Here is a 24,224-nt window from a genome sequence, read left to right as displayed (position 1 = left end):
CCTTTGCCCTTCCAAACCTCCTAGAATCGCCCAGCGCCGACTCGAGAAACCACCATGTACAGCATTGCCAGTCCGACCCAGGCACGCAGCAGAAAGGCCCTGGAACGCTACCTCAACGTCGCCGCCGAACTGCTCGCCAACGACAGTTTCGAAGAAACCGGCATTTCCCAGATCGCCCAGCTCGCCGAGTCCTCGGTGGGCACTTTCTATCGCCTGCTCGGTGACAAGGACGTGCTGCTCTATGCCGTCCACGAGCGCTTCGTCCTGCAGAGCCGGGACGCCGTCGACAGCGTCATCGCCCACCTCGACGGCCTGCCGCTGACCACGCAGATCGAGGGTTTCATCGAAGGCGTGACGCGTCTTTTCGATGGCAGCGAGGGCCTGCTCCGCGCCCTGATCCGGCGCAGCTCGATGGACGTGCAGTTCCGCGAGCGCTTCCACCAGCTCAATGCCTACATCGGTCAGGCCTTCTGCCGCATCGTCCTCGCCCACCCGCAGCAGATCGGCCACCGGCACCCGCAACAGGCCGCCGACCTGACGGCCCACATGCTGCTCGCCAGTCTCAATTACCTGACCATGGTCGGCACCCTCGGTGTCACCCCCCGGGAAGTTGTCCCGGGGGAACTTTCCCACCTCGTCTGCAATTACCTGGAAGTTCGCCGGGTTTAACGCCGGCTGTCCCGCCTTAGTTGTGCCGGGGTGAAGTCGGACGCTTTCAGCGCTATATCGAATTCATCCGCCGGTTCTTCGTTGGACAATATGCCGATTACATAACGACCGCCGATCAGGTCATATACGGCGTCGCCCTTGGTCCATACCAGCGGCTGGTCGTAGAGGTTGAGGGTGTAGGACTCGCCGACCCGCCACAGCTGGTCGCGGTTGTCGTAGTGGTCCACCAGGAGGATCTGGTAGCTGTCCTCGTCGAAATAGAGGTCGCGCTGCTTGTACTGGTGGCGCTGGCCGTCCTTGAGGGTGGCGCGCACGTGCCAGACACGGTGCAGTTCGTAGCGCAGCAGGTCGGGATTGACGTGGCCGGCCTGGACGATGTCCGCGTACTTGCTGCTGCGCGAGGCGAAGCGGTAGCTGTTGTAGGGCACGTAGAGCTCTTCCTTGCCCACCAGCTTCCAGTCGTACTTGTCCGGCGCACCGGAGAACATGTCGAAGTTGTCGGTGGTGCGCAGCCCCTCCGAGGCGGTGCCGGGGGAATCGTAGGCCACGTTCGGCGTGCGCCGCACACGGCGCTGCCCGGCGGCGTAGAGCCAGGCCAGGCGCGGCTCCTTCACCTGGTTGACCGTCTCGTGCACCAGCAGCTCGGTGCCGGCCAGGCGTGCCGGCGCCAGCACCGACTGGCGGAAGTAGAACAGCACGTTGCCGTTGTCCTTGCCGGGATCGCCGGCATCCTGGTTGAACAGGAACAGGTCCTCGATGCGGGTCATGAAGTAGTCGCCGCTGGCGTGGGGCACCGCCTGGGCGTAGTAGCGCTTGACGCTGTTGCCACGGAACCGCACCAGGTGGTTCCACAGCACTTCGAGCCCCGACTGGGGGATGGGAAACGGCGTGGCGACCTTGAAGTCGGCGATGCCGTTGCCGTTCTCGATCAGCCGCGCACGGGTGGCGTTGCCCTTGATCGCGGCGTACACCGCCTCGGGGTAGGAGGCCGAGCGCCGGGTCGGGTAGACCACCAGCTTCCAGCTGTCCGGGTAGCGCTTGAGCATGGCCAGTTGGCCGGGGCTGAGGTGGGACCGGTACTGCTCGGCGTTCCGCGCGGTGATGCTGAACAGCGGCTGGTCGGCGGCGAAGGGGTCCTTGTAGCCCGTGGCCTTGTCGTAGGCCGTGGCATCGCGGGCCAGGCCGCCGTCCCAGGCGGGAATGGTGCCGGCGGCGTTGCCGGCCTTCTCTGCGCCCAGCGGGGTCAGGTCGGCGCCCAGGCGCGCGGCCTGGTCGGCCCCCACCTGGGCCAGGGCGAACGGCGCGGCCAACAGCAGCGCGGTGAGCAGGCCGCTGTGGATAAGTCCTGATCTGTGCATGGCGTCGAATCCCTTCTCAGAAGCTGTACTTGATGTTGAAGCTGACGAAGTCGCGATCGCTGCGCTTGTTCGATACGCCACCGCCGCTGTAGCCGACGTAGCGGGTGCCCACGGTCAGCGATTCCTTGTAGATGGCGTCGATCCCCGCCGACCAGCTCTGCGCCTCCTCGTCCAGGCCGTTGGTGAGCTGGGGCGCCACGCCGTTGATGCTGTACTGGTAGCCGAACGACGGCACCAGGTTCACCAGGTTGAGCACGTTGGTGTAGGTCAGCTGCAGGCTGGCCTGGGCGCCGGTGGCGGTGCTGGTGGCCTCGTAGTAGTCGACGTCGGATTCCAGGCCCTGTACGCGGCTGGCCACGAGTTCGGTGAACAGGGTCGCCGAGTCGGCGCCGAACACCCCGGTGAAGTTGTAGATGGCGGCCAGCGAGGCCTGGTACATGTCCTTCTCGCGGTAGCCGTCCAGGTGGGTGCCCACCGGCAGGCCGGCGGGGTTGAACAGGGCGTCGGGCAGGTACTCGTTGAGGCCGAGGGCGATGGGCGTGTCCGGGCGGTAGCTCAGCTCGCCGGCCAGCGACAGGCCGTTGAAGATGCTCTCGCCGCCGATGGAGGTGTTGAAGCTGATGCCGAACAGGTCGCGCTTCTCCAGGTACTCGGCGTAGTAGCGCGAGCTGCTGGCGTTGGGCAGGGTGCCGACGATGGGCAGCGTCACCGGCTGGCCGACGGTCAGCCCGAGCATGGGCACCTGCATGTTGTAGCGCAGGTAGTAGAAGCCCAGTTCGGTGTCGTTCAGTTCCGGCACGTACCAGCGCAGGGCGAGGCCGTACTGCGCGGCGTCATCGCCGTCGATGTCCTGGGCGCGGGGGATGAAGGTGGTGGGCAGGTAGGCCTTGAGCAGGTTGTTCAGGCCGCCCGGCGCCAGGGCATCGGCGTAGGCCAGGGCCAGCGCCGGGTTGTCGAAGGCGCGGCCGCCGGCCACCGCTTCCTGCAGGGGCGAGACGGACAGGTAGTTGCAGCCCTCGCCTATCACGTCGAGGGTCGAGTAGTAGGTGCCGCAGGGGTCGATCTTCGAGGCTTCCCAGGCCTTGCCCGGTTGCCAGTAGCCCTCGACGCTGAGGTTGTCGCGCAGCTCGAAGGAGGCGTAGGCCATGAAGGTCGGCATATACGCCTCCTTCACCTCGGAGCCCGGTGCGCGCAGGGCGTTGATATCCACGGGGTTCGTGGCGCCGATGCCGTTCTGGTAGAACAGCCCCTCGCCCCAGTTGATCACCTGGCGCCCGAGCCGCGCGTTCAGGGCGCGGTCATTCACCGTCCAGCTGCCGTAGACGAAGGCGTCCAGCAGGTCGGCGCTGGAGCCGGCTTCATCGAGGCCGGCATGGCTGATCTGGCGGTGGCGGCGCTCGTCGTCCTTCAGCTCGAAGTCATAGAACGCGCGGCCCCGGACGAACACGCCGAAGCGGTCCTGGTAGCGCAGGTCGAGCTCGGACACCGCCTTGACCACTTCGGAGAAGAGATCGCCACGGCGGAAGTTGAGGTCGCCGTCATCGGAGTTGATCAGCCCGGCGTTGTCACCGGTACCGCCGTTGGCGCGGGCGATCAGCTTGCTGTCCTGACCCTCCACGCGGTAGCTGAGCCCGTAGGACAGGGTGGTGTCGAGCGAGGTGGTCCAGTCTCCGGAACGCACCTGAAACGCCTGTGCGCCACCCAGGGGCAACGCGCCGAGCAACGCCAGGCCGGCTGCTGCCAGGCCTCTTCCTTGATTTGCCACGATGATCTCCAGCTGTTGTTTTTATCGGAATCGGAACATCGGTTCCGAAATAATCTAATCCGGCACCTAACGGCTGACAAGACGGCCACCGCATTATTTTTTTATCCACAGCTCCGCCACCTCAGTCGGGTTCGCCCGGCGGGCCGGACCGGCCTGTGGGCTGACCAGCGAAGCACGCGCCGTCCGTCGCTTTTCAGAAGCTGTCCACAGGCTCTGCAACGGCCCTCCTCCACAGCGCGCTGGACGAATATCGAACAGCCCTATTGACGGAATCGGAATTTCTGTTTCGATTTAAAAGCGGTCGAACAACAACAACAGGAGACCCGTCATGCCCCTTCGTACCCTGCTCTGCGGCCTGCTGCTGGCCGCCTGCCTGGGCCAGCACGCCCTGGCCGCCTCACGCTGCAGCGAACGCCCCCGCACCCTGCTACGCCCTGCCGAAGTGAGCTGCACCTACCAGAGCACCTGGCTGGATTCCGGCCTGGTCGGCCAGCGCAAGATCATCTACCAGACACCGCTGGGCGCCCCTCCGGCCGGCGGCTGGCCGGTGGTGCTGGTCTACCAGGGCTCGTTCTTCCCGCTCAACGACTTCAGCTACCACGGCAACCTGCCCTTCGGTGGCTACTACGAGGGCAAGCTGGTGCAGGCCCTGCTGGACAACGGCTATGCGGTGATCGCCCCCAGCGCGCCGGCGGACCTGTTCTGGCAGACCAACATCCCCGGCCTCGCCCAGGCCTATGAGCTGAGCACCGACTACGACTTCCTAGGCAACGTCCTCGCCGCCATCGCCAGCGGCCACTTCGGCCCGCTCAACGCCCAGCGCCAGTACGCCACCGGCATCTCCAGCGGCGGCTACAACACCAGCCGCATGGCCGTGTCCTTCCCCGGCAGGTTCCGCGCCCTGGCGGTGCAGTCCGGCTCCTACGCCACCTGCAGCGGCCCGCTCTGCGTGGTGCCCGACCAGCTCCCCGCCGACCACCCGCCGACGCTGTTCCTGCACGGCTTCGTCGACGCCGTGGTGCCCTGGTGGAGCATGGACCTGTACTACGACCGCCTGCTCCACCAGGGCATCGAGACCGCGCGCTACACCGAGCCCCTGGGCGGCCACGAATGGTTCGCCGCATCGCCGGGCAAGGTGCTCGCCTGGTTCAACGCCCACCCCTGAGCCACCGCGGACGCAGCCCGGGCCGGGTCATGCTATCGTCGCCGCCTGTCGCGACACCCGGACCCCGCCCGTGCTGCCCCGTTCCCTGCGCATCGCCCTGCTGACCCTGCTGCTCTTCGCCGGCCTGCTGCTGTCGATGCACCTGGCCGGCCGCCATGCCGAGCACCAGGCCCTGCGCGAGGAAGGCCAGCAGGCCGGCGCCCAGCTGGGCCTCTACGCCGACGCCCTGCGTACCCTGATCGACCGCTACCGTGCCCTGCCCGCCGTGCTCGCCCTGGACCCGGAGCTGCGCGACGCCTTGCAGCAACCGCTGACGCCCGACCTGCAACAGCGCCTCAACCTCAAGCTGGAGCGCATCAATGGCGCCGCCCACTCCTCCACCCTGGAGCTGATGCGCAGCGACGGCCTGGCCATCGCCGCCAGCAACTGGCGCCTGCCTACCAGCTACGTGGGCCACAACTACGGCTTCCGCCCCTACTTCCTGCAGACCCGCACCCATGGCACCGGGCGCTTCTACGCGGTGGGCGTGGTCAGCGGCATCCCCGGCTATTTCCTCTCCCACGCCATCCTCGACGCAGCCGGCAACTTCCTCGGCGCCATCGTGGTGAAGCTCGAATTCCCCGAGATCGAGCAGCAATGGCGCGAGCGCCCGGACACCATCCTGGTGAGCGACGCCAAGGGCATCGTCTTCATCGCCAACCAGCCGCAATGGCGCTACCGCGAGCTGGCGCCGATCGATGCCGCGCAGCGCGCCGAGCTGGCCTCCACTCGCCAGTACGACAAGAAGCCGCTGACGCCGCTGGTGCACCGTACCCTCGATGACTTCGGCGACGGCAGCCGCCTGGTCCGGGTGCAGGGGCCCGACGGCGAGGCCGACTACCTGTGGGAATCCCAGGCACTGCCCAGCGAAGGCTGGACCCTGCACCTGCTGCATCGCCCGCAGAACGTCGCCGGCACCGCCCGCGACGCCAGCCTGGCCGCCGGCGGGCTGTGGCTGGCGCTGTTCTTCCTCGCCCTGTTCCTGCACCAGCGCTGGCGCCTGGCACGCCTGCGCCGGCAGAGCCACGACGAACTCGAACGCCTGGTGGAACAGCGTACCGCCGCCCTGCGCACCGCCCAGGACGGCCTGGTGCAGGCGGCCAAGCTGGCGGCCCTGGGGCAGATGTCCGCCGCCCTCGCCCACGAGATCAACCAGCCGCTGACCGCCCTGCACATGCACCTGGGCAGCCTGCGCCTGATGCTCGACAACGGGCAGCTGGAACAGGCGCGCAATGCCCTCGGCCGCCACGACGAACTGCTGCAGCGCATGGCCGCCCTCACCACCCACCTGAAGACCTACGCCCGGCAGAGCCCTGGCGGCCTGCGCGAGACCCTGGAGCTCGGCAGCGTGGTGGACAAGGCCCTGCAACTGCTGGCGCCGCGCCTGCGCGACGGCGCCGTGCACATCGAGCAGCACCCGCGCCAGCCGGCCTGGGTGCGCGGCGATGCCATCCGCCTGGAACAGGTGCTGGTCAACCTGCTGCGCAACGCCCTCGACGCGGTCGCCGAACAGACCGCGCCGCGCATCGAGATCGCCCTGCTGCGTGAGGGCGGGCACTGGTGCCTGGAAGTCGCCGACAACGGCGGCGGCATCCCCGAAGACACCCTGGCCCAGGTGTTCGACCCCTTCTTCACCACCAAGCCGGTGGGCGAGGGGCTCGGCCTCGGCCTCGCGGTTTCCTACGCCATCGTCCATGAACTGGGTGGCCGGCTCAGCGCCGGCAATCGCGGCGCCGGCGCGGTGTTCCGCCTGTGCCTGCCCATCTTCGAGCCTGCCGAGGAGCAGCCATGACCCCGAATCTGATCTTCGTCGACGACGAGGCCGCGATCCGCGAAGCGGTGCGCGAGTGGCTGGAGCTCTCGGGCTTCACCGTGCGCCTCTGCGCCAGTGCGGCGGAATGCCTGGACGGGCTCGACGCCGACTTCCATGGCGTGGTGATCAGCGACCTGCGCATGCCCGGTATGGATGGCATGGCGCTGCTGGAAGCGGTCCAGGCGCTGGATCGCGAGCTGCCCTTCCTGCTGGTCACCGGCCACGGCGACGTGCCCCAGGCTGTGGAAGCCATGCGCCTGGGCGCCTATGACTTCATCGAGAAGCCCTTCACCCCCGAACGCCTGCTGGGCAGCCTGCGCCGTGCCCTGGACAAGCGCCGCCTGACCCAGGAGAACCGCCGCCTGCGCCGCCAGGTGGACGACCGCGCCCGCCTCGATGGGCAACTGATGGGCTTCTCCCGTCCCATGGAACAGCTGCGCCGCCAGGTGCTGGACCTGGCGCAGACGCCGGTGAACATCCTTCTGCGCGGCGAAACCGGCAGCGGCAAGGAACTGGTCGCCCGCTGCCTGCACGACTTCGGCCCGCGCGCCGGCAAGCCCTTCGTGGCGCTGAACTGCGCGGCCATCCCGGAGAACCTGTTCGAGAGCGAACTGTTCGGCCACGAAAGCGGCGCTTTCACCGGCGCCCAGGGCAAGCGCATCGGCAAGCTGGAACACGCCGATGGCGGCACCCTGTTCCTCGACGAGATCGAGAGCATGCCCCTGGCCCAGCAGGTGAAGCTGCTGCGCGTACTGCAGGAGCAGCAACTGGAACGCCTGGGTTCGAACCAGAGCATCCGCGTCGATCTGCGAGTGATCGCCGCCACCAAGCCGGACCTCAAGGAAGAAGTGCGCGCCGGGCGCTTCCGCGAGGACCTGCTCTACCGCCTCAACGTCGCCGAGCTGCAGCTGCCCGCCCTGCGTGAACGCCGCGAGGACGTGCCACTGCTGTTCGAGCATTTCGCCGCCCTGGCCGGCGAGCGCCTCGGCCGCCCGGTGCCGAGCCTGACGCCCGCCGAACTGGCGCAACTGCTGGCCCACGACTGGCCGGGCAACGTGCGCGAACTGGTCAACGCCGCGGAGCGCCATGTCCTGGGGTTATCCACAGCGGCCCGCAACCCGGACGGCGCCGACCCCTCCCTCGCCGAATTGATGGAAACCTATGAGGCCCAGTGCCTGCGCCAGGCCCTGGCCCGTTGCAAGGGCGATATCAAGGCGGTGATGGCCCTGCTGCAGCTGCCCCGCCGCACCCTCAACGAGAAGATGCAGCGCCACGGCCTGGCCCGGGGCGAGTTCCTGCCGGGGGATGAGGACTGAGGCCGGTCAAAAGCTGAGCACACCGGTTAAACCCTTGTGCCCTCTGGATCACAGCTAACTATCCACAGGCCACGCACAGTTGGCTCCACAGACATTGTGGGCAACTGGGGATGAATCCGTGCGCCTGGGGATTTCTTCGCGAGTGCATCGTGCCTACGGACGCATTCTCCCCTGTAGGAGCGGTTTCAACCGCGAATGGGCGGCACTGGTCGAAATCTGAGCACACCGTTCAAATCCCCGTGGTTACTGGACCATATCAATCTATCCACAGACCGCGCACAGTTGGCTCCACAGCAATTGTGGGCAACTGGGGATGAGTACGCGCGCCTGGGGATTTCTCGCGAATGAATTCGCTCCTACGGGCGCATCCTCGTCTGCGGGAGCGGTTTCAACCGCGAATGGGCGGCACTGGTCGAAATCTGAGCACAACATTCAAAGCCCCGTGGTTACTGGCCCATATCGATCTATCCACAGAGCGCGCACAGTTGGCTCCACAGCAATTGTGGGCAACTGGGGATGAATACGCGCGCCTGGGGATTTCTCGCGAATGAATTCGCTCCTACGGGCGCTTCCTCCTCTGTGGGGGCGGTTTCAACCGCGAATGGGCGGCACTGGTCGAAATCTGAACACACCATTCAAAGCCCCTTGGTTACTGGCCCATATAAATCTATCCACAGACCGTGCACAGTTGGCTCCACAGCCATTGTGGGCAACTGGGGATGAGTACGCACGCCTGGGGATTTCTCGCGAATTAACTCGCTCCTACGGGCGCATCCTCGCCTGTGGGAGCGGTTTCAACCGCGAATAGGCGGCAGTGGTCGAAATCTGAGCACCCTCCTGAACGCACCGCCGCAAGAGGCTCCCAGCAATCTATCCACAGGCCGCTAACAGTCGGCTCCACAGTAATTGTGAGCAATGCAGAGGCCAGTTCATTCGCCCGGGAAAGGCACTGTGGATACTTCAGTTCCGTCGGTGGGGCTGTGCACCACTTGGCGAATGAATTCGGCCCTACCTGACCATCGATGGATAAGCGGAATTCCGCTTATGAGCCCTCCGCGATAAGCGCCAATCCGCGCAAAAATGCCCGGTTAAATCCCCTCGAGCCCTCTATTCCGGTGCTTTCCGGTACTGGCACAGCTCCTGCTATGTGCCCGCACCCCAAGCGCGGCGAAGGCCGTGCCTAACAACAACAACTATGAATCGAGGAAACACGATGGAAAGCACCAGCACCCTGACTGCCTCAGCAGCACCCCGCACGACATCCCAACGCATCAAGTCCATTTTCAGCGGCTCGGTGGGCAACCTGGTCGAGTGGTACGACTGGTACGTCTATGCCGCCTTCTCGCTGTACTTCGCCAAGGCCTTCTTCCCCCAGGGCGATTTGACCGCCCAGCTCCTGAACACCGCCGCGATCTTCGCCGTAGGCTTTTTGATGCGCCCGATCGGCGGCTGGCTGATGGGCATCTACGCCGACCGCAAGGGGCGCAAGGCCGCCCTGCTGGCCTCGGTCCTGCTGATGTGCTTCGGCTCGCTGATCATCGCGCTGACGCCCAGCTATGAAACCATCGGCATCGCCGCGCCCATCCTGCTGGTGGTCGCCCGCCTTCTGCAGGGCCTGTCGGTCGGTGGCGAATACGGCACCTCGGCCACCTACCTGTCGGAGATGGCGACCAAGGAGCGTCGCGGGTTCTTCTCCAGCTTCCAGTACGTGACCCTGATTTCCGGCCAGCTCATCGCGCTGGCGGTGCTGATCCTGCTGCAGCAGACCCTGTCCACCGAACAGCTGGAAAGCTGGGGCTGGCGCGTCCCCTTCTTCATCGGCGCACTGTGCGCGGTGGTGGCGATGTTCCTGCGTCGCGGCATGGAAGAGACCGAGTCCTTCACCAAGAAGAAGGACAAGCCCAAGGAAAGCCTGCTGCGCACCCTGATGCGCCACCCCAAGGAAGTGTTCACCGTGATCGGCCTGACCATGGGCGGCACCCTGGCCTTCTACACCTACACCACCTACATGCAGAAGTACCTGGTCAACACCGTGGGCATGAGCAAGAACGACTCGACCATGATCTCGGCCGCCACGCTGTTCCTGTTCATGCTGCTGCAGCCCCTGGTGGGTGCGCTCTCGGACAAGATCGGCCGCCGTCCGATCCTGATCGCCTTCGGGGTGATGGGCACGCTGTTCACCTACCCGATCCTCAGCACCCTGCACACCATCGAGACCTGGTGGGGCGCGTTCTTCCTGATCATGGCGGCGCTGATCATCGTCAGCGGCTACACCTCGATCAATGCCGTGGTGAAGGCCGAACTCTTCCCCACCGAAATCCGCGCCCTGGGCGTGGGCCTGCCCTACGCACTGACGGTTTCCATCTTCGGCGGCACCGCCGAGTACGTGGCGCTGTGGTTCAAGAGCATCGGCATGGAGAGCGGCTTCTACTGGTACGTGACCGGCTGCATCGCCTGCTCGCTGCTGGTGTACGTGTTCATGAAGGACACCCGCACCCACTCGCGGATGAACCAGGATTGATCCCTTGAGCCCAGGTGGCTCTGGCTGCGCTAACCCGTAGCCGTTTTATTCCCGACGACGGGCCCGCGAGGGCCCGTTTTCGTTTGTGGATCAGGAAAGGCGGCAGGCCTCGAATCCAGCCTTGAGCGCATCCTCGTCCTGGGGTGTGGCGAAGATCAGTTCCAGCCGCGAGTCCTTGCGCCACTCGCTGGCCTGCCAGTGGAAGGGCGCGCCATCCAGGGCATTGCCGGAGAGCCAGCCCGCGTTGCTGTGGATAACCAGCTTGGCGCGGCGCCAGGGCAGGCTCGCCAGCCACAGCTGCACGCGCATCAGCTCGAAGGCCTGCGAGGGGTGCCAGCGCCAGCCGATGCTCCAGCCGTCCGCCGAACCCTGCGCCTGGACGAGGGGCTGCCGGGGGTTTATCCACAGTGCGGCCGGAGCCGCCTGGCCACCGGGCAGGGCCGGGTTATCCACAGTGGCACCCGCCTTGGCGTCGAGCCCCGGCAGTTCGGCCAGGGGCAGGCGGCCCTGTACCGTCCAGCTCTGCGGCAGGGACGGCAATTGCGCCGCCAGGCGCTGGCGGGTGGCCTCGTCGAGGTTCTCGGCCTTGTTCAGCACCAGCAGGCCGGCACCCTCCAGGGCATCACGCTGGCTGTCGGGCAGTGCCTCGCCACGGGCCAGGGCGGCGGCATCCAGCACCAGCAGGCTCGGCTGCAACGCCAGCACGCCTTCCCAGGGCGGCTCGCACAATTGGCGCATCAGCTCGGCGGGGTGGCCGAGGCCAGAAGGCTCGATGAACAACCGATCCGGCCGCGCCTTGCGCAGCAGGCGCCCAAGCCCGACCTGGAAGGGCGCGCCGTTGACGCAGCACAGGCAGCCGCCGGCCACTTCGGCCAGGGCGATGCCGTCGTCGCCGGTCTCCAGCAATGCGGCGTCCAGGCCGACCAGGCCGAATTCGTTGATCAGCACGGCCCAGCGCTCGTCGCTCGGGCGATGCGCCAGGAGGTGGCGGATGAGGCTGGTCTTGCCGGCGCCGAGGGGGCCGGCCACCAGGTGGGTGGGGATATGGGCAAGCATCGCGCTATGGTGCTGCGTCACGGGTTCGGAATAAAGCCTCGTGCTAGAGTCGCGCCCATTATTTTCCCGAGGTCCTGCGTACATGCGTCTCTGCCTACTGCCCCTGCTGCTGGTTTTGTCCGCCGATGCGCTGGCCGAGGCCTGCATCGTCCACAGCCAGAGCGACAAGCTCGATGTGAAGGTCTGCCAGCAGAACCGCAGCATCCCTGCGCAACTGTTCCGCGACGGCTTCTGCAAGCCGGAGATGCCCGGGCAGAAGGTGGAGGTGAGCTACGCCGACCAGTGCCCGAGTGGCGCGTTCGGGGTGTGCAGCAACGCCCAGGTGAGCAACATCGCCTACCGCCAGGACATCCACTACTACGGCGTGGCCACCGACGCGCGCTACCTCAAGCCCTTCTGCGAGGGGCCGAGCAAGGGCACCTGGGAAGGCCCGTCGTCATCAGCCGGTAACAGCCAGGGTGTGCAATAGCCTTGGGTACCTCGCCCGTACCGGCCTGGCCGGCAGGGCCTCGGTGATACAGGGCCACCTCCGGGTGGCCCTTTTTTTGTTCCGTTCCTTGGCAGGGCTGTGCCTGGCTCGGTCGCTACCGGATCAGGCCAGCCAATCCAGGGTCAGCAGCAGGCGCGCATCGCCGGGCATGACGTCCGGCGACCTGTGGATAACCCCTCGCCCCTCATTGCCGATCCACTTCTCGCCCTTGAACAACGCCACATGACCCGCGCCCATGGCCTGCCCGGCCGGCGCGGCCTTGGGCTCGGCAGCCGCATCGCCCAGGCGGCTGCGAGGCATCTGTCCCTCTCGCAGCCATTGGCTGCCGGCACCGGCATAGGTGGTGATCAGCCGCAGCGGTACATGGTCGACGTGGTAGCGCGGGCACATGGCGCGGTCCAGTCGACGCAGGCGCAGGCCGACGCGGCGGGCATCCAGCAGGCAGGCGAAGGCGCGTACCAGCCAGGCCACGTCGGCGATGAAGTCGGCGCGGCCTTCGATGTCGTGGAAGCGCCGCGCCAGGTCGCCCAGGTCGAGCGGCACCTCCGGGTCCGCCAGCTCCAGGGTCAGGGATTCGCTCAGCGGCTCCCCGACCTGCAGCAGGCAGCGGGCGTAGTCGGCGATGCGTGGGGGCAGCGGGCGTTCCCACACGGCGAGATTGACCTCCTCCCGCAAGGCGTCGCCGAGAACCGCCGGGGTGTCGCCGATTGCCGCACGGGGCGGGAGGCGTAGCGCCAAGGCCTGCATCAGGCGACCTCCCCTACCAGGCCGTCGAAGGGGTCGACCAGGCGCGACCAGCCCTCGGTCCCCAGGGCCATCTCTGCGACATCCAGCAGGCACGCGTCCAGTTCGGCATGCAGGCGCTCGAAGTCGATGCCCTGGCCGATGAAGACCAGCTCCTGGCGGCAATCACCCACCTCCGCGTCCCAGTGCTTCATCACCGCGCGCAGGCCGTCTTCATCGGTGGGCCACTGCTCGCGCGGCACGAAGCGCCACCAGCGCCCGGCATGCCCGTAGCGCATCAGCCCGCCGGCCTGGGACCAGCTGCCCGCCTCGCGCCAGGCGCTGGCCAGCCAGAAGAAGCCCTTGGAGCGCAGCAACCGGCCGTTGCTCCACTCGCGATTGAGGAACGCGTGGAAGCGCTGCGGGTGGAAGGGCCGACGCGCCCGGTAGGCGGTGGAGGCGATGCCGTAGGCCTCGGTTTCCGGCACGTGCTCGCCACGCAGCTCCTTGAGCCAGCCGGGCGCCTCGGCGGCGCGGTCGAAGTCGAAGCGACCGGTGTCGAGGATCTTCTCCAGCGGCACCCGGCCCATGCTCATGGGCAGGATCTCGGCCTGGGTGTTGAGGCGCGCGAGGATGGCCGTGAGCTCCTCGCGCTCGGCCTGGCTGATCAGGTCGATCTTGCTGATGAGGATGACGTCGGCGAACTCCACCTGTTCGATCAGCAGGTCGGTGATGGAGCGCTCGTCCTCCTCGCCCAGCGTCTCGCCACGACTGGCGAGGCTTTGCGCCTCGTGAAAGTCGCGCAGGAAGTTGACGCCATCGACCACGGTGACCAGCGTATCCAGCCGCGCCAGGTCGGACAGGCTCTGGCCCTGCTCGTCGCGGAAGGTGAAGGTCTCCGCCACCGGCAGCGGTTCGGAGATGCCGGTGGACTCGATCAGCAGGTAGTCGAAGCGCCCTTCGCCGGCGAGGCGGCTGACCTCTTCCAGAAGATCCTCGCGCAGGGTGCAGCAGATGCAGCCGTTGCTCATCTCCACCAGGCGCTCTTCGGCACGGTTTAGGCTGACGTCGCGCTGTACCTCGCTGGCGTCGATGTTGATTTCACTCATGTCGTTGACGATCACGGCGACGCGCAGGTTCTCGCGGTTCTTCAGCACATGGTTGAGCAGGGTGCTCTTGCCGGCGCCGAGGAAGCCGGAAAGCAGGGTGACGGGGAGTCGGGCGGTCATGGGGTTCTCCGGTTCAGGCTGGGCGGCTCGGGCGGCCGCTCTGGGGTGTCAGGCGTCGCGCCGGTGACGCTCGCGTTGTTCCTGGCGTTCCTTGGCCTCGATGCACAGCTCGGCGGTGGGGCGCAGCAGCAGCCGGCGCAGGCCGATGGGCTCGCCGGTCTCGCGGCACCAGCCGTATTCGCCACGGGCCAGCCGCTCGAGGGCGCTGTCGATCTTGTCCAGCAGCTTCTTTTCCCGCTCAAGGCGCCGCAGTTGCCACTGGCGCTGTTCCTCGCGGCTGGCGATATCGGCGTCGTCGCTGGCCGGCTGCACCTCGCGCAGTTCATCGATTTCCTCGTCTATGCGGCTGCGCAGGTCATCGCGCTCGGTCAGCAGCAAGGCACGGAAATACGCCTGCTGGGCGTCGTCCATGTAGTGCTGGGCAGGTTGGGCGAGCAGTTCCTGCTCGCTGAAGGGAAGATCGGGCATGGGGAAGTTCGCTTGATTTTTAAGTGTTATAACATAACATATCTAACCGAACTCAAGCCCCGGATTGCCGATGAACGTCCAGAACCTGCCCGACGTAGCCACACAGAACGCGCCCTGCCTCGGGCCCCTCGACTGGGTGGGCATGAGCGACATCGCCCTGCCCTTGATCCTCGGTGGCCAGCAGGTACAGGCGCGGGTGGATATTGGCGTGAGCCTCGATGACAGCGGCGCGCGAGGCATCCATATGTCCCGGCTATACCTGGCGCTGGGTGAGGAGCTGGGCGGCAGGCCGGCGACGCTGCCCGTGCTGCGCCAGCTGCTGCAACGCTGCCTGGACAGCCATGAAGGCCTGTCGCGAAGCGCCTCCCTGGAGCTGCGTGGCGAGTTGCTGCTGCAGCGACCGGCGCTGGTGAGCGCGCTTTCCGGCTACAAGGCCTATCCCTTCGAGATCGCCGCACGCCTGGATCCATGGGGGTTTCACGTGGAACTGCAAGCGCAGGTCGGCTACTCGTCCACCTGTCCCTGCTCGGCGGCGCTGTCGCGGCAGGCGACCCAGCAAGCCTTCGCCCGCCACTTCACCGATCGCCTGGCGTCCTTCGAAGACGTGCATGAGTGGCTCGGCAGCCAGGCGGGCATGCCGGCGACGCCCCACAGCCAGCGCAGCCAGGCCCACCTGCATGTGCGCGTCGCGGGCGAGGAGCTGCCGCTGGTGGCGCTGCTGGACGAAGCGGAAGCAGCCCTGGGTACCGCCCTGCAGACCGCCGTGAAACGTGCCGACGAGCAAGCCTTCGCAATAGCCAATGGCCGCAACCTGTTGTTCTGCGAAGACGCCGCGCGTCGCCTGGGCCACGCCTTGCAACGCCAACCTTGGGCAGCGGCCTACCGATTACGCGTGGTGCATGCGGAGAGCCTGCATGCGCACGATGCGGTAGCGACCGCCAGTTGGCGCTGGGCGCTTGGTGGCCAGGCGCACCTGTGCGACGCCCCGTGAAGAGCCTGCACGGATAGCATACGGCGGAAACGAAAAGGCCCCCTTGCGGGGGCCTTTTGCATCAGCCGGGAATCACTCCACGGTGACGGACTTCGCCAGGTTGCGCGGCTGGTCGACGTCGGTGCCCTTGAGCACGGCGACGTAGTAGGACAGCAGCTGCAGCGGCAGGGTGTAGAGGATCGGTGCCAGGGCATCGAGGATGTGCGGCATGGCCACCACGTGGGTGCCCTCGCCGTTGTCGATGCCGGCTTCACGGTCGGCGAAGACGATCAGCTGGCCGCCACGGGCGCGGACTTCCTGGAGGTTGGACTTGAGCTTCTCCACCAGCTCGTTGTTCGGCGCGACGGTGACCACCGGCATGTCGCTGTCCACCAGGGCCAGGGGGCCGTGCTTGAGCTCACCGGCCGGGTAGGCCTCGGCGTGGATGTAGGAGATCTCCTTGAGCTTGAGCGCGCCTTCCATGGCCACCGGGTACTGGGCGCCGCGGCCGAGGAACAGGGTGTGGTGCTTCTCGGCGAACAGCTCGGCGACCTTTTCCACGGTCTTGTCCATGGCCAGGGCCTCGCCCAGGTGGGTCGGCAGGCGACGCAGGGCTTCCACCAGCTCCGCCTCGCGGGACTTGTCCAGGCTGCCACGCACCTGGCCGAGGCTCAGGGTCAGAAGCAGCAGGGACACCAGCTGGGTGGTGAAGGCCTTGGTGGAGGCGACACCGATCTCCGGGCCGGCCAGGGTCAGCAGGGTGAGGTCGGACTCGCGCACCAGGGAGCTGGTGCCGACGTTGCAGATGGCCAGGCTGGCGAGGTAGCCCAGCGCGTTGGCATTGCGCAGGGCGGCCAGGGTGTCGGCGGTCTCGCCGGACTGGGAAATGGTCACGAACAGGGTGTCGGGCTGCACCACGACCTTGCGGTAGCGGAACTCGCTGGCCACTTCGACCTGGCAGGGGATGCCGGCGAGGTCTTCGAGCCAGTAACGGGCGACCATGCCGGCGTGGTAGCTAGTGCCGCAGGCGACGATCTGCACGTTGCGCACCTTGGCGAACAGTTCGGCGGCTTGCGGGCCGAAGGCCTGGACCAGCACATGGTCGGTGCCCAGGCGGCCTTCGAGGGTGCGTTGCACGACCTTGGGCTGCTCGTGGATTTCCTTGAGCATGAAGTGGCGGTACTCGCCCTTGTCGGCGGCCTCGGCGCCTTCGTGGTACTGCACGGCCTCGCGTTGCACCGCGTTGCCTTGCTGGTCCCAGACCTGGACGCTGTCGCGGCGGATCTCGGCGATATCGCCCTCCTCCAGGTACATGAAGCGGTCGGTCACCTGGCGCAGGGCCAACTGGTCGGAGGCGAGGAAGTTCTCACCCAGGCCCAGGCCGATGACCAGGGGGCTGCCGCTGCGGGCGGCGAGCAGGCGGTCGGGCTGGGCACGGTTGATCACCGCCAGGCCGTAGGCGCCGTGCAACTGCGGGACGACGGCCTTGAGGGCGACGGCCAGGTCGCCGGTCTCCCTGAGGGTGTGGTGCAGCAGGTGGACGATGACTTCGGTGTCGGTGTCGGAGGTGAATGCGTAGCCGAGGCCCTTGAGGCGCGCACGCAGGGCTTCGTGGTTCTCGATGATGCCGTTGTGCACCAGCGCCAGGTCGCCGGAGAAGTGCGGGTGGGCGTTGTGCTCGGTGGGTGCGCCGTGGGTGGCCCAGCGGGTGTGGGCGATGCCGAGGCGGCCGGCCAGGGGCTGCTCGACCAGGGCCTGCTCCAGCTCGCTGACCTTGCCCACGCGGCGGCGGCGCTGCAGGCCACCGTCGTTGTCCAGCACGGCGACGCCTGCGCTGTCGTAGCCGCGGTACTCGAGTCGCTTGAGGCCTTCCACGAGGATGGCGGTGATGTTCCGTTCAGCCACTGCGCCGACGATGCCACACATGATGTTCTCTCCTCAGTTATCCACAGGCGCGCAGACCAGGGTGATGCCCCGCGCCTCTATCTGTTGCCGAGCGTCCTGGGGCAGGCGCTCGTCGGTGATCAGGGTATGGACGCTGCTCCAGGGCAGCTCCAGGTTGGGGATGCGCCGGCCGACCTTGTCCGCCTCGACCATGACGATCACCTCGCGGGCGACCTCGGCCATGACCCGGGACAGGCCCAGCAGCTCATTGAAGGTGGTGGTGCCGCGCTGCAGGTCGATGCCGTCGGCACCGATGAACAGCTGGTCGAAGTCGTAGGAGCGCAGCACCTGCTCGGCCACCTGGCCCTGGAAGGACTCGGAATGCGGGTCCCAGGTGCCGCCGGTCATCAGCAGCACCGGCTCCTGTTCCAGGTCACGCAGGGCCGTGGCGACGTTCAGTGAGTTGGTCATCACCACCAGGCCGGGGCGATGGCCCAGTTCGGGAATCAGCGCGGCGGTGGTGCTGCCGCTGTCGACGATGATCCGGGCGTGTTCACGGATGCGCGCGGCGGCGGCGCGGGCGATGGCCTGCTTGTGCCGGGACACCGGCTGGCTGGCCTCGACCATGAACTCCTGGGGCACGGGAACGGCGCCGCCATAGCGACGCAGGAGCAGGCCATTGGCTTCTAGGGCGGCGAGGTCCTTGCGAATGGTGACTTCCGAGGTGGCGAAACCCTTGGCGAGCGCATCGACACTGACTTCGCCCTGTTCGGCGAGCAGCGCGAGGATGGCGTGGCGGCGCTGGGGTGTGTTGCGCTTCGACATCTCGTAAGTTTCGATTCGAAAGAAAAAGTTGGCGAATCAAAACTCAACGAAGCTTTTACGTCAACCCCGGAAACGACAGAAGGCGATCAAGGTCGCCTTCTGTGGGGCCTATGGTTATCCACAGGCGGGGTTATCCACAGCTCACTTCTTCTTCACAGGCCGCTTCCAGCCTTCGATGTTGCGCTGCTTCGCGCGACCCACGGCCAGGGCGTGGGCGGGGACGTCCTGGGTGATGACGGAGCCGGCACCGGTGGTGGAGCCGTCGCCCAGGCTGATCGGGGCGACCAGGGCGCTGTTGGAGCCGATGAAGACATCCTCGCCCATGACGGTGCGGGATTTGTTGGCGCCGTCGTAGTTGCAGGTGATGGTGCCGGCGCCGATGTTGGTGCGCGCGCCGATCTCGGCGTCGCCCAGGTAGCTCAGGTGGCCGGCCTTGGCGCCCTCGCCCATCACGGCATTCTTCAGCTCTACGAAGTTGCCCACATGGGCCTTGGCGCCCAACACCGCCCCCGGGCGCAGGCGGGCGAACGGGCCGCAGTCGGCGCCTTCGCCCAGCTCGGCGCCATCCAGGTGGCTGTTGGCCTTGACGATGGCGCCGCGGCGCAGGGTGCTGTTCTTGATCACGCAGTTGGGGCCGATCTGGACGTCGTCCTCGATCACCACGCGGCCCTCGAGGATCACGTTCACGTCGATCAGCACGTCGCGGCCGACGCTCGCTTCACCCCGCAGGTCGAAGCGCGCAGGGTCCAGCAGGGTCACGCCCTGGGCCATCAGGCGGCGGGCGGCACGCTTCTGGTAGTGCCGCTCAAGGTCGGAAAGCTGGATGCGGTCGTTGGCGCCCTGCACTTCCATGGCGTCCAGGGGCTGCTCGGTGGCCACCACCAGACCGTCGGCGACCGCCATGGCGATGACGTCGGTGAGGTAGTACTCGCCCTGGGCGTTGTCGTTGGAGAGGCGCCCCAGCCAGTCGGCCAGGCGCTTGCCGGGCACGGCGAGGATGCCGGTGTTGCCTTCGCGGATGGCGCGCTGCTCGGGACTGGCGTCCTTGTGCTCGACGATGGCCTTCACCACGCCCTGCCCGTCCCGCACGATGCGACCGTAGCCGGTGGGGTCTTCCAGCTCGACGGTGAGCAGTGCCAGTTGCTCGGGGCCGACTTTCTGCAGCAGGCGCTCGAGGGTCTCCACTTCGATCAGCGGCACGTCGCCGTAGAGGATCAGCACGCGCTCGGCGCTGATCTGCGGCAGGGCCTGGGCCACGGCGTGGCCGGTTCCCAGCTGCTGTTCCTGGATCACGAAGCCGAGGTCGTCGGCCGCCAGTCGCTCCTTGACCCTGTCGGCGCCGTGGCCGATCACCACGTGGATGCCCTGGGGCTTTAGCTTGCGGGCGCTGTCGATGACGTGGCCGAGCATCGGCTTGCCCGCGACGGGGTGGAGGACCTTGGGCAGGGCCGAGCGCATGCGGGTGCCCTGGCCGGCGGCGAGGATGACGATATCGAGCGACATGGAGGGTGGTTCCGAGCCTGTGGATAACCGGCTGAGCCGGAAAAGAAAAAGGGTAGCCAAGGCTACCCTTTTACTCGCTTGCGATGAAGAGCGCGGGATCAGCCGCCGAACTTCTTGCGGATCTGCTGGACGGTGCGCAGTTGGGCCGCAGCCTCGGCCAGACGAGCAGCAGCAGCGGAGTAATCGAACTCCGCGCCCTGCTCGTGCAGGGCCTTCTCAGCAGCCTTGAGGGACTCCTGAGCAGCCGCTTCGTCCAGGTCACCAGCGCGCAGAACGGTGTCGGCCAGGACCTTCACCATGTTCGGCTGAACTTCGAGGAAACCACCGGAGATGTAGTACACCTCCTCCTCGCCACCCTGCTTCACCACGCGGATCGGGCCCGGCTTGAGGTCGGTGATCAGCGGGGCGTGGCCCGGCGCGATACCAAGATCGCCGAGGTTGCCGTGCGCAATCACCATCTCCACCAGACCGGAGAAGATCTCCGCTTCGGCGCTGACGATATCGCAATGGACAGTAATAGCCATACGCTTGCCTCACGTAAGCGCCCGTTGCCGGGCGCCCAGGGGGTTACAGTTTCTTCGCTTTCTCGATGGCTTCTTCGATGCCGCCGACCATGTAGAACGCCTGCTCGGGCAGGTGATCGTAGTCGCCGTTGAGGATGCCTTTGAAGCCAGCGATGGTGTCCTTCAGGGAGACGTACTTGCCGGGCGAACCGGTGAATACTTCGGCCACGAAGAACGGCTGGGACAGGAAGCGCTGGATCTTACGAGCACGGGATACGAGCTGCTTGTCCGCTTCGGACAGTTCGTCCATACCCAGGATCGCGATGATGTCCTTCAGTTCCTTGTAGCGCTGCAGGACGTACTGGACGCCGCGAGCGGTGTCGTAGTGGTCCTGACCGATCACCAGCGGGTCGAGCTGGCGAGAGGTGGAGTCCAGCGGGTCAACGGCCGGGTAGATACCCAGGGACGCGATGTCACGGGACAGAACGACGGTGGCGTCCAGGTGGGCGAAGGTGGTCGCCGGGGACGGGTCGGTCAGGTCGTCCGCAGGAACGTATACGGCCTGGATCGAGGTGATCGAACCGGTCTTGGTGGAGGTGATGCGCTCTTGCAGAACGCCCATTTCCTCGGCCAGGGTCGGCTGGTAACCCACAGCGGACGGCATACGACCCAGCAGCGCGGATACTTCGGTACCGGCCAGGGTGTAGCGGTAGATGTTGTCCACGAACAGCAGAACGTCACGGCCTTCGTCACGGAACTTCTCGGCCATGGTCAGGCCGGTCAGTGCAACGCGCAGACGGTTGCCCGGCGGCTCGTTCATCTGGCCGTATACCAGGGCCACCTTGTCCAGAACGTTGGAGTCCTTCATCTCGTGGTAGAAGTCGTTACCCTCACGAGTACGCTCACCCACACCGGCGAACACGGAATAACCGCTGTGCTCGATGGCGATGTTACGGATCAGTTCCATCATGTTCACGGTCTTGCCGACACCGGCGCCACCGAACAGGCCGACCTTGCCGCCCTTGGCGAAAGGGCAGACCAGGTCGATTACCTTGATGCCGGTTTCCAGCAGCTCGTTGGAGCCAGCTTGCTCGGCGTAGGACGGCGCGGGGCGGTGGATTTCCCACTGCTCTTCTTCGCCGATGGGGCCGGCTTCGTCGATCGGGTTGCCCAGCACGTCCATGATCCGGCCGAGGGTCGCTTTGCCCACCGGTACGGAGATGGCCTTGCCAGTGCTGCCGACGTCCAGGCCACGTTTCAGGCCTTCGGTCGAACCCATCGCAATGGTACGTACCACGCCGTCGCCCAGCTGCTGCTGAACTTCGAGGGTGGTTTCGGCGCCTTGAACTTTCAGCGCCTCGTAGACGTTCGGTACCTGGTCACGCGGGAATTCCACGTCGATGACGGCGCCGATGATTTGAACGATACGTCCGCTACTCATCATTTGGTCCTCTGAATATTTGAACCGTTCTTAAACCGCGGCAGCGCCGCCGACGATTTCCGAGATCTCTTGGGTGATCGCAGCCTGACGGGCCTTGTTGTAGACCAGCTGAAGTTCGCTGATCAGGTCACCGGCGTTGTCAGTGGCGTTCTTCATCGCGATCATCCGCGCCGCTTGTTCGGCTGCGTTGTTCTCGACGACCGCCTGGTACACCTGCGACTCCACGTAGCGCACCATCAGGCCGTCCAGCAGCTCTTTGGCGTCGGGTTCGTAGAGATAGTCCCAGTGGTGCTTGAGATCCTGGTCGGCATCTGCCACCAGCGGAACCAGCTGCTCCACGGTGGGCTTCTGGGTCATGGTGTTGATGAACTTGTTGGATACCACCGAGAGACGGTCGATACGACCTTCCAGGTAGGCATCCAGCATCACCTTGACGCTGCCGATCAGGTCGTTGATCGAAGGCTCTTCGCCGAGTTGGCTGATGGCTGCGACGACGTTGCCGCCGAAGTTGCGGAAGAATGCCGCACCTTTGCTGCCGATCACGCAGAGATCGATCTCCACGCCCTTCTCGCGGTTCGCCGACATGTCCTTGACCAGGGCCTTGAACAGGTTGGTGTTCAAGCCACCGCACAGACCACGGTCACTGCTCACCACGACATAACCGATGCGCTTGATTTCACGCTCGATCATGAACGGATGGCGGTACTCCGGGTTGGCGTTGGCCAGATGACCAATCACCTGACGGATACGCTCCGCATAGGGACGGCTGGCAGCCATGCGCATTTGAGCCCTGCGCATCTTGCTGACGGCCACCTTTTCCATGGCGCTGGTGATCTTTTGCGTGCTTTTGATGCTCGCAATCTTGCTGCGAATCTCTTTTGCGCCTGCCATTTGACACCTATCGGGTTAGCAGGCGGGCGTCTTGCGACGCCCGCTGCGGCTTACCAGGTTTGGGTGGCTTTGAACTTCTCGATGCCGGCTTTCAGGCCTGCGTCGATTTCGTCGTTGAAGTCACCCTTCTCGTTGATCTTCGCCAGCAGAGCGGCGTGATCCCGGTTGAAGTAGGCAATCAGGGCCTGCTCGAAGGCGCCGACTTTGGCGACTTCGATGTCCTGCAGGAAGCCACGTTCGGCCGCGTACAGGCTCAGCGACATGTCGGCGATCGACATGGGCGCGTACTGCTTCTGCTTCATCAGCTCGGTAACGCGCTGACCGTGTTCCAGCTGCTTGCGGGTCGCTTCGTCCAGGTCAGAGGCGAACTGGGCGAAAGCCGCCAGCTCACGGTACTGGGCCAGGGCGGTACGGATGCCACCGGACAGCTTCTTGATGATCTTGGTCTGGGCTGCGCCACCGACGCGGGATACCGAGATACCGGCGTTGACGGCCGGACGGATACCCGAGTTGAACATGGCGGATTCCAGGAAGATCTGACCGTCGGTGATGGAGATCACGTTGGTCGGAACGAACGCGGAAACGTCACCGGCCTGGGTTTCGATGATCGGCAGAGCGGTCAGGGAACCGGTCTTGCCAGTCACGGCGCCATTGGTGAACTTCTCGACGTACTCTTCGGAAACGCGGGAAGCGCGCTCCAGCAGACGGCTGTGGAGATAGAACACGTCGCCCGGGTAGGCTTCGCGGCCCGGCGGGCGGCGCAGCAGCAGGGAGATCTGGCGGTAGGCAACGGCTTGCTTGGACAGATCGTCATAAACGATCAGCGCGTCTTCGCCGCGGTCGCGGAAGTACTCGCCCATGGTGCAGCCGGCGTACGGTGCGATGAACTGCAGCGCAGCGGATTCGGAAGCCGAGGCAGCCACCACGATGGTGTTGGCCAGGGCGCCGTTCTCTTCCAGCTTGCGAACCACGTTGGCGATGGTCGATTGCTTCTGACCGATGGCAACGTAGACGCAGCGGATGCCGCTGTTCTTCTGGTTGATGATGGCGTCGACCGCGAGGGCGGTCTTGCCGATCTGACGGTCACCGATGATCAGCTCGCGCTGGCCACGGCCTACCGGGATCATGGCGTCGACGGACTTGTAGCCGGTCTGTACCGGCTGGTCGACCGACTTACGCCAGATCACGCCCGGCGCGACCTTCTCGACAGCGTCGGTGGCGACGTTGTTCAGAGGGCCTTTGCCATCGATCGGGTTGCCCAGGGCATCGACCACGCGGCCCAGCAGTTCCGGACCGACCGGTACTTCCAGGATGCGACCGGTGCACTTGGCGCTCATGCCTTCGGCGAGGGTCAGGTAGCTGCCGAGGACCACGGCACCCACGGAGTCTTGTTCCAGGTTCAGCGCCATACCATAGACGCCACCGGGGAACTCGATCATCTCGCCGTACATAGCGTCGGCCAGACCATGGATACGCACGATACCGTCGGACACGCTGACGATGGTGCCTTCGTTACGGGCTTGGGAGGACACGTCGAGTTTCTCGATGCGCCCCTTGATGATTTCACTAATTTCGGAAGGATTGAGTTGCTGCAT

20 protein-coding genes are annotated in these 24,224 nt (G+C 65.9%); 7 read left to right on the top strand and 13 right to left on the bottom strand.

What is annotated here, in order from left to right:
• Nucleotides 1–54: 54 nt before the first annotated feature.
• Nucleotides 55–669 (top strand): TetR/AcrR family transcriptional regulator, encoded by a 615-nt coding sequence (locus tag WFQ67_RS02745; RefSeq protein ID WP_337056108.1) that lies wholly within the window; start codon nt 55–57, stop codon nt 667–669.
• Here WFQ67_RS02745 and WFQ67_RS02740 read toward each other — a convergent pair.
• Entirely contained in the window at nt 666–2,027 is a 1,362-nt protein-coding gene (locus tag WFQ67_RS02740; protein WP_337056107.1) for a DUF1329 domain-containing protein, read from the bottom strand. The genes WFQ67_RS02745 and WFQ67_RS02740 overlap by 4 nt on opposite strands.
• Before the next feature lie 16 nt (nt 2,028–2,043).
• Nucleotides 2,044–3,792, bottom strand: a complete 1,749-nt coding sequence (locus WFQ67_RS02735) for a DUF1302 domain-containing protein (RefSeq protein ID WP_337056106.1) — start codon at nt 3,790–3,792, stop codon at nt 2,044–2,046.
• Between the two features lie 328 nt (nt 3,793–4,120).
• Here WFQ67_RS02735 and WFQ67_RS02730 point away from each other — a divergent pair, with 328 nt between their 5' ends.
• The 4 genes from WFQ67_RS02730 (at nt 4,121) to WFQ67_RS02715 (ending at nt 10,646) form a co-directional block, all read left to right on the top strand.
• Nucleotides 4,121–4,957 carry an extracellular medium-chain-length polyhydroxyalkanoate depolymerase gene (locus WFQ67_RS02730; RefSeq protein ID WP_213627371.1) on the top strand — a complete coding sequence of 279 codons (837 nt, stop codon included), beginning with the start codon at nt 4,121–4,123 and terminating at the stop codon, nt 4,955–4,957.
• Nucleotides 4,958–5,027: 70 nt separating this feature from the next.
• Nucleotides 5,028–6,788 carry a sensor histidine kinase gene (locus WFQ67_RS02725; RefSeq protein ID WP_244862960.1) on the top strand — a complete coding sequence of 587 codons (1,761 nt, stop codon included), beginning with the start codon at nt 5,028–5,030 and terminating at the stop codon, nt 6,786–6,788.
• Complete coding sequence (locus WFQ67_RS02720) at nt 6,785–8,125, top strand: sigma-54-dependent transcriptional regulator (RefSeq protein ID WP_337056105.1); 1,341 nt, start codon at nt 6,785–6,787, stop codon at nt 8,123–8,125. Before WFQ67_RS02725 ends, WFQ67_RS02720 begins: the two co-directional genes overlap by 4 nt.
• A 1,213-nt stretch (nt 8,126–9,338) precedes the next feature.
• Complete coding sequence (locus WFQ67_RS02715; protein WP_173178140.1) at nt 9,339–10,646, top strand: MFS transporter; 1,308 nt, start codon at nt 9,339–9,341, stop codon at nt 10,644–10,646.
• 90 nt (nt 10,647–10,736) lie between these two features.
• On the opposite strand, the gene WFQ67_RS02710 is transcribed toward WFQ67_RS02715, so the two are convergent.
• Nucleotides 10,737–11,702, bottom strand: coding sequence for a CobW family GTP-binding protein (locus WFQ67_RS02710; RefSeq protein ID WP_337056104.1), 966 nt, complete (start codon nt 11,700–11,702; stop codon nt 10,737–10,739).
• 82 nt (nt 11,703–11,784) lie between these two features.
• Between WFQ67_RS02710 and WFQ67_RS02705 the strand changes: the two genes are divergently transcribed.
• Entirely contained in the window at nt 11,785–12,171 is a 387-nt protein-coding gene (locus tag WFQ67_RS02705) for an NADH:ubiquinone oxidoreductase (RefSeq protein WP_337056103.1), read from the top strand.
• Between the two features lie 123 nt (nt 12,172–12,294).
• Here the strand turns inward: WFQ67_RS02705 and WFQ67_RS02700 are convergent, their stop codons facing one another.
• From WFQ67_RS02700 to dksA, 3 genes are read right to left on the bottom strand one after another with little or no spacing between them, the layout of a single operon-like run.
• Nucleotides 12,295–12,939 carry a DUF1826 domain-containing protein gene (locus tag WFQ67_RS02700; RefSeq protein WP_337056102.1) on the bottom strand — a complete coding sequence of 215 codons (645 nt, stop codon included), beginning with the start codon at nt 12,937–12,939 and terminating at the stop codon, nt 12,295–12,297.
• Nucleotides 12,939–14,144, bottom strand: coding sequence for a zinc metallochaperone GTPase ZigA (gene zigA / locus WFQ67_RS02695; RefSeq protein WP_337056101.1), 1,206 nt, complete (start codon nt 14,142–14,144; stop codon nt 12,939–12,941). The genes WFQ67_RS02700 and zigA overlap by 1 nt, the downstream gene beginning before the upstream one ends.
• 48 nt (nt 14,145–14,192) lie before the next feature.
• Nucleotides 14,193–14,612, bottom strand: a complete 420-nt coding sequence (gene dksA / locus WFQ67_RS02690) for an RNA polymerase-binding protein DksA (protein ID WP_213627377.1) — start codon at nt 14,610–14,612, stop codon at nt 14,193–14,195.
• Nucleotides 14,613–14,682: 70 nt separating this feature from the next.
• Here dksA and folE2 point away from each other — a divergent pair, with 70 nt between their 5' ends.
• Complete coding sequence (folE2, locus tag WFQ67_RS02685) at nt 14,683–15,603, top strand: GTP cyclohydrolase FolE2 (RefSeq protein WP_337056100.1); 921 nt, start codon at nt 14,683–14,685, stop codon at nt 15,601–15,603.
• A gap of 72 nt (nt 15,604–15,675) precedes the next feature.
• On the opposite strand, the gene glmS is transcribed toward folE2, so the two are convergent.
• The 7 genes from glmS to atpA form a co-directional block, all read right to left on the bottom strand.
• Entirely contained in the window at nt 15,676–17,508 is a 1,833-nt protein-coding gene (glmS, locus tag WFQ67_RS02680; RefSeq protein WP_337056099.1) for a glutamine--fructose-6-phosphate transaminase (isomerizing), read from the bottom strand.
• 12 nt (nt 17,509–17,520) lie between these two features.
• Nucleotides 17,521–18,291, bottom strand: a complete 771-nt coding sequence (locus WFQ67_RS02675; RefSeq protein ID WP_173174600.1) for a DeoR family transcriptional regulator — start codon at nt 18,289–18,291, stop codon at nt 17,521–17,523.
• Nucleotides 18,292–18,432: 141 nt separating this feature from the next.
• Nucleotides 18,433–19,794 (bottom strand): bifunctional UDP-N-acetylglucosamine diphosphorylase/glucosamine-1-phosphate N-acetyltransferase GlmU, encoded by a 1,362-nt coding sequence (glmU, locus tag WFQ67_RS02670; protein ID WP_337056098.1) that lies wholly within the window; start codon nt 19,792–19,794, stop codon nt 18,433–18,435.
• 98 nt (nt 19,795–19,892) lie between these two features.
• Nucleotides 19,893–20,318 (bottom strand): F0F1 ATP synthase subunit epsilon, encoded by a 426-nt coding sequence (locus WFQ67_RS02665; protein WP_111259219.1) that lies wholly within the window; start codon nt 20,316–20,318, stop codon nt 19,893–19,895.
• Nucleotides 20,319–20,361: 43 nt separating this feature from the next.
• Nucleotides 20,362–21,738, bottom strand: coding sequence for a F0F1 ATP synthase subunit beta (gene atpD, locus WFQ67_RS02660; RefSeq protein ID WP_111259220.1), 1,377 nt, complete (start codon nt 21,736–21,738; stop codon nt 20,362–20,364).
• A gap of 30 nt (nt 21,739–21,768) precedes the next feature.
• Entirely contained in the window at nt 21,769–22,629 is an 861-nt protein-coding gene (gene atpG / locus WFQ67_RS02655; RefSeq protein WP_111259221.1) for a F0F1 ATP synthase subunit gamma, read from the bottom strand.
• 50 nt (nt 22,630–22,679) lie between these two features.
• Complete coding sequence (gene atpA, locus WFQ67_RS02650) at nt 22,680–24,224, bottom strand: F0F1 ATP synthase subunit alpha (protein WP_173174604.1); 1,545 nt, start codon at nt 24,222–24,224, stop codon at nt 22,680–22,682.

The organism is Pseudomonas sp. USHLN015 (assembly GCF_037153275.1).
Taxonomy (GTDB): domain Bacteria; phylum Pseudomonadota; class Gammaproteobacteria; order Pseudomonadales; family Pseudomonadaceae; genus Metapseudomonas; species Metapseudomonas tohonis.
This window is presented reverse-complemented; position numbering and strand designations above follow the sequence as displayed.

Excerpts from the sequence above, each read along its gene's own strand:
- WFQ67_RS02710 (WP_337056104.1), bottom strand. The coding sequence starts at position 11,702 with ATGCTTGCCCATATCCCCACCCACCTGGTGGCCGGCCCCCTCGGCGCC.
- atpD (WP_111259220.1), bottom strand. The coding sequence starts at position 21,738 with ATGAGTAGCGGACGTATCGTTCAAATCATCGGCGCCGTCATCGACGTG.
- WFQ67_RS02675 (WP_173174600.1), bottom strand. The coding sequence starts at position 18,291 with ATGTCGAAGCGCAACACACCCCAGCGCCGCCACGCCATCCTCGCGCTG.
- folE2 (WP_337056100.1), top strand. The coding sequence starts at position 14,683 with ATGAACGTCCAGAACCTGCCCGACGTAGCCACACAGAACGCGCCCTGC.
- zigA (WP_337056101.1), bottom strand. The coding sequence starts at position 14,144 with ATGACCGCCCGACTCCCCGTCACCCTGCTTTCCGGCTTCCTCGGCGCC.
- WFQ67_RS02720 (WP_337056105.1), top strand. The coding sequence starts at position 6,785 with ATGACCCCGAATCTGATCTTCGTCGACGACGAGGCCGCGATCCGCGAA.
- WFQ67_RS02730 (WP_213627371.1), top strand. The coding sequence starts at position 4,121 with ATGCCCCTTCGTACCCTGCTCTGCGGCCTGCTGCTGGCCGCCTGCCTG.
- WFQ67_RS02665 (WP_111259219.1), bottom strand. The coding sequence starts at position 20,318 with ATGGCTATTACTGTCCATTGCGATATCGTCAGCGCCGAAGCGGAGATC.
- atpA (WP_173174604.1), bottom strand. The coding sequence starts at position 24,224 with ATGCAGCAACTCAATCCTTCCGAAATTAGTGAAATCATCAAGGGGCGC.
- WFQ67_RS02700 (WP_337056102.1), bottom strand. The coding sequence starts at position 12,939 with ATGCAGGCCTTGGCGCTACGCCTCCCGCCCCGTGCGGCAATCGGCGAC.
- atpG (WP_111259221.1), bottom strand. The coding sequence starts at position 22,629 with ATGGCAGGCGCAAAAGAGATTCGCAGCAAGATTGCGAGCATCAAAAGC.
- glmS (WP_337056099.1), bottom strand. The coding sequence starts at position 17,508 with ATGTGTGGCATCGTCGGCGCAGTGGCTGAACGGAACATCACCGCCATC.
- dksA (WP_213627377.1), bottom strand. The coding sequence starts at position 14,612 with ATGCCCGATCTTCCCTTCAGCGAGCAGGAACTGCTCGCCCAACCTGCC.
- WFQ67_RS02745 (WP_337056108.1), top strand. The coding sequence starts at position 55 with ATGTACAGCATTGCCAGTCCGACCCAGGCACGCAGCAGAAAGGCCCTG.
- WFQ67_RS02715 (WP_173178140.1), top strand. The coding sequence starts at position 9,339 with ATGGAAAGCACCAGCACCCTGACTGCCTCAGCAGCACCCCGCACGACA.
- glmU (WP_337056098.1), bottom strand. The coding sequence starts at position 19,794 with ATGTCGCTCGATATCGTCATCCTCGCCGCCGGCCAGGGCACCCGCATG.
- WFQ67_RS02705 (WP_337056103.1), top strand. The coding sequence starts at position 11,785 with ATGCGTCTCTGCCTACTGCCCCTGCTGCTGGTTTTGTCCGCCGATGCG.
- WFQ67_RS02740 (WP_337056107.1), bottom strand. The coding sequence starts at position 2,027 with ATGCACAGATCAGGACTTATCCACAGCGGCCTGCTCACCGCGCTGCTG.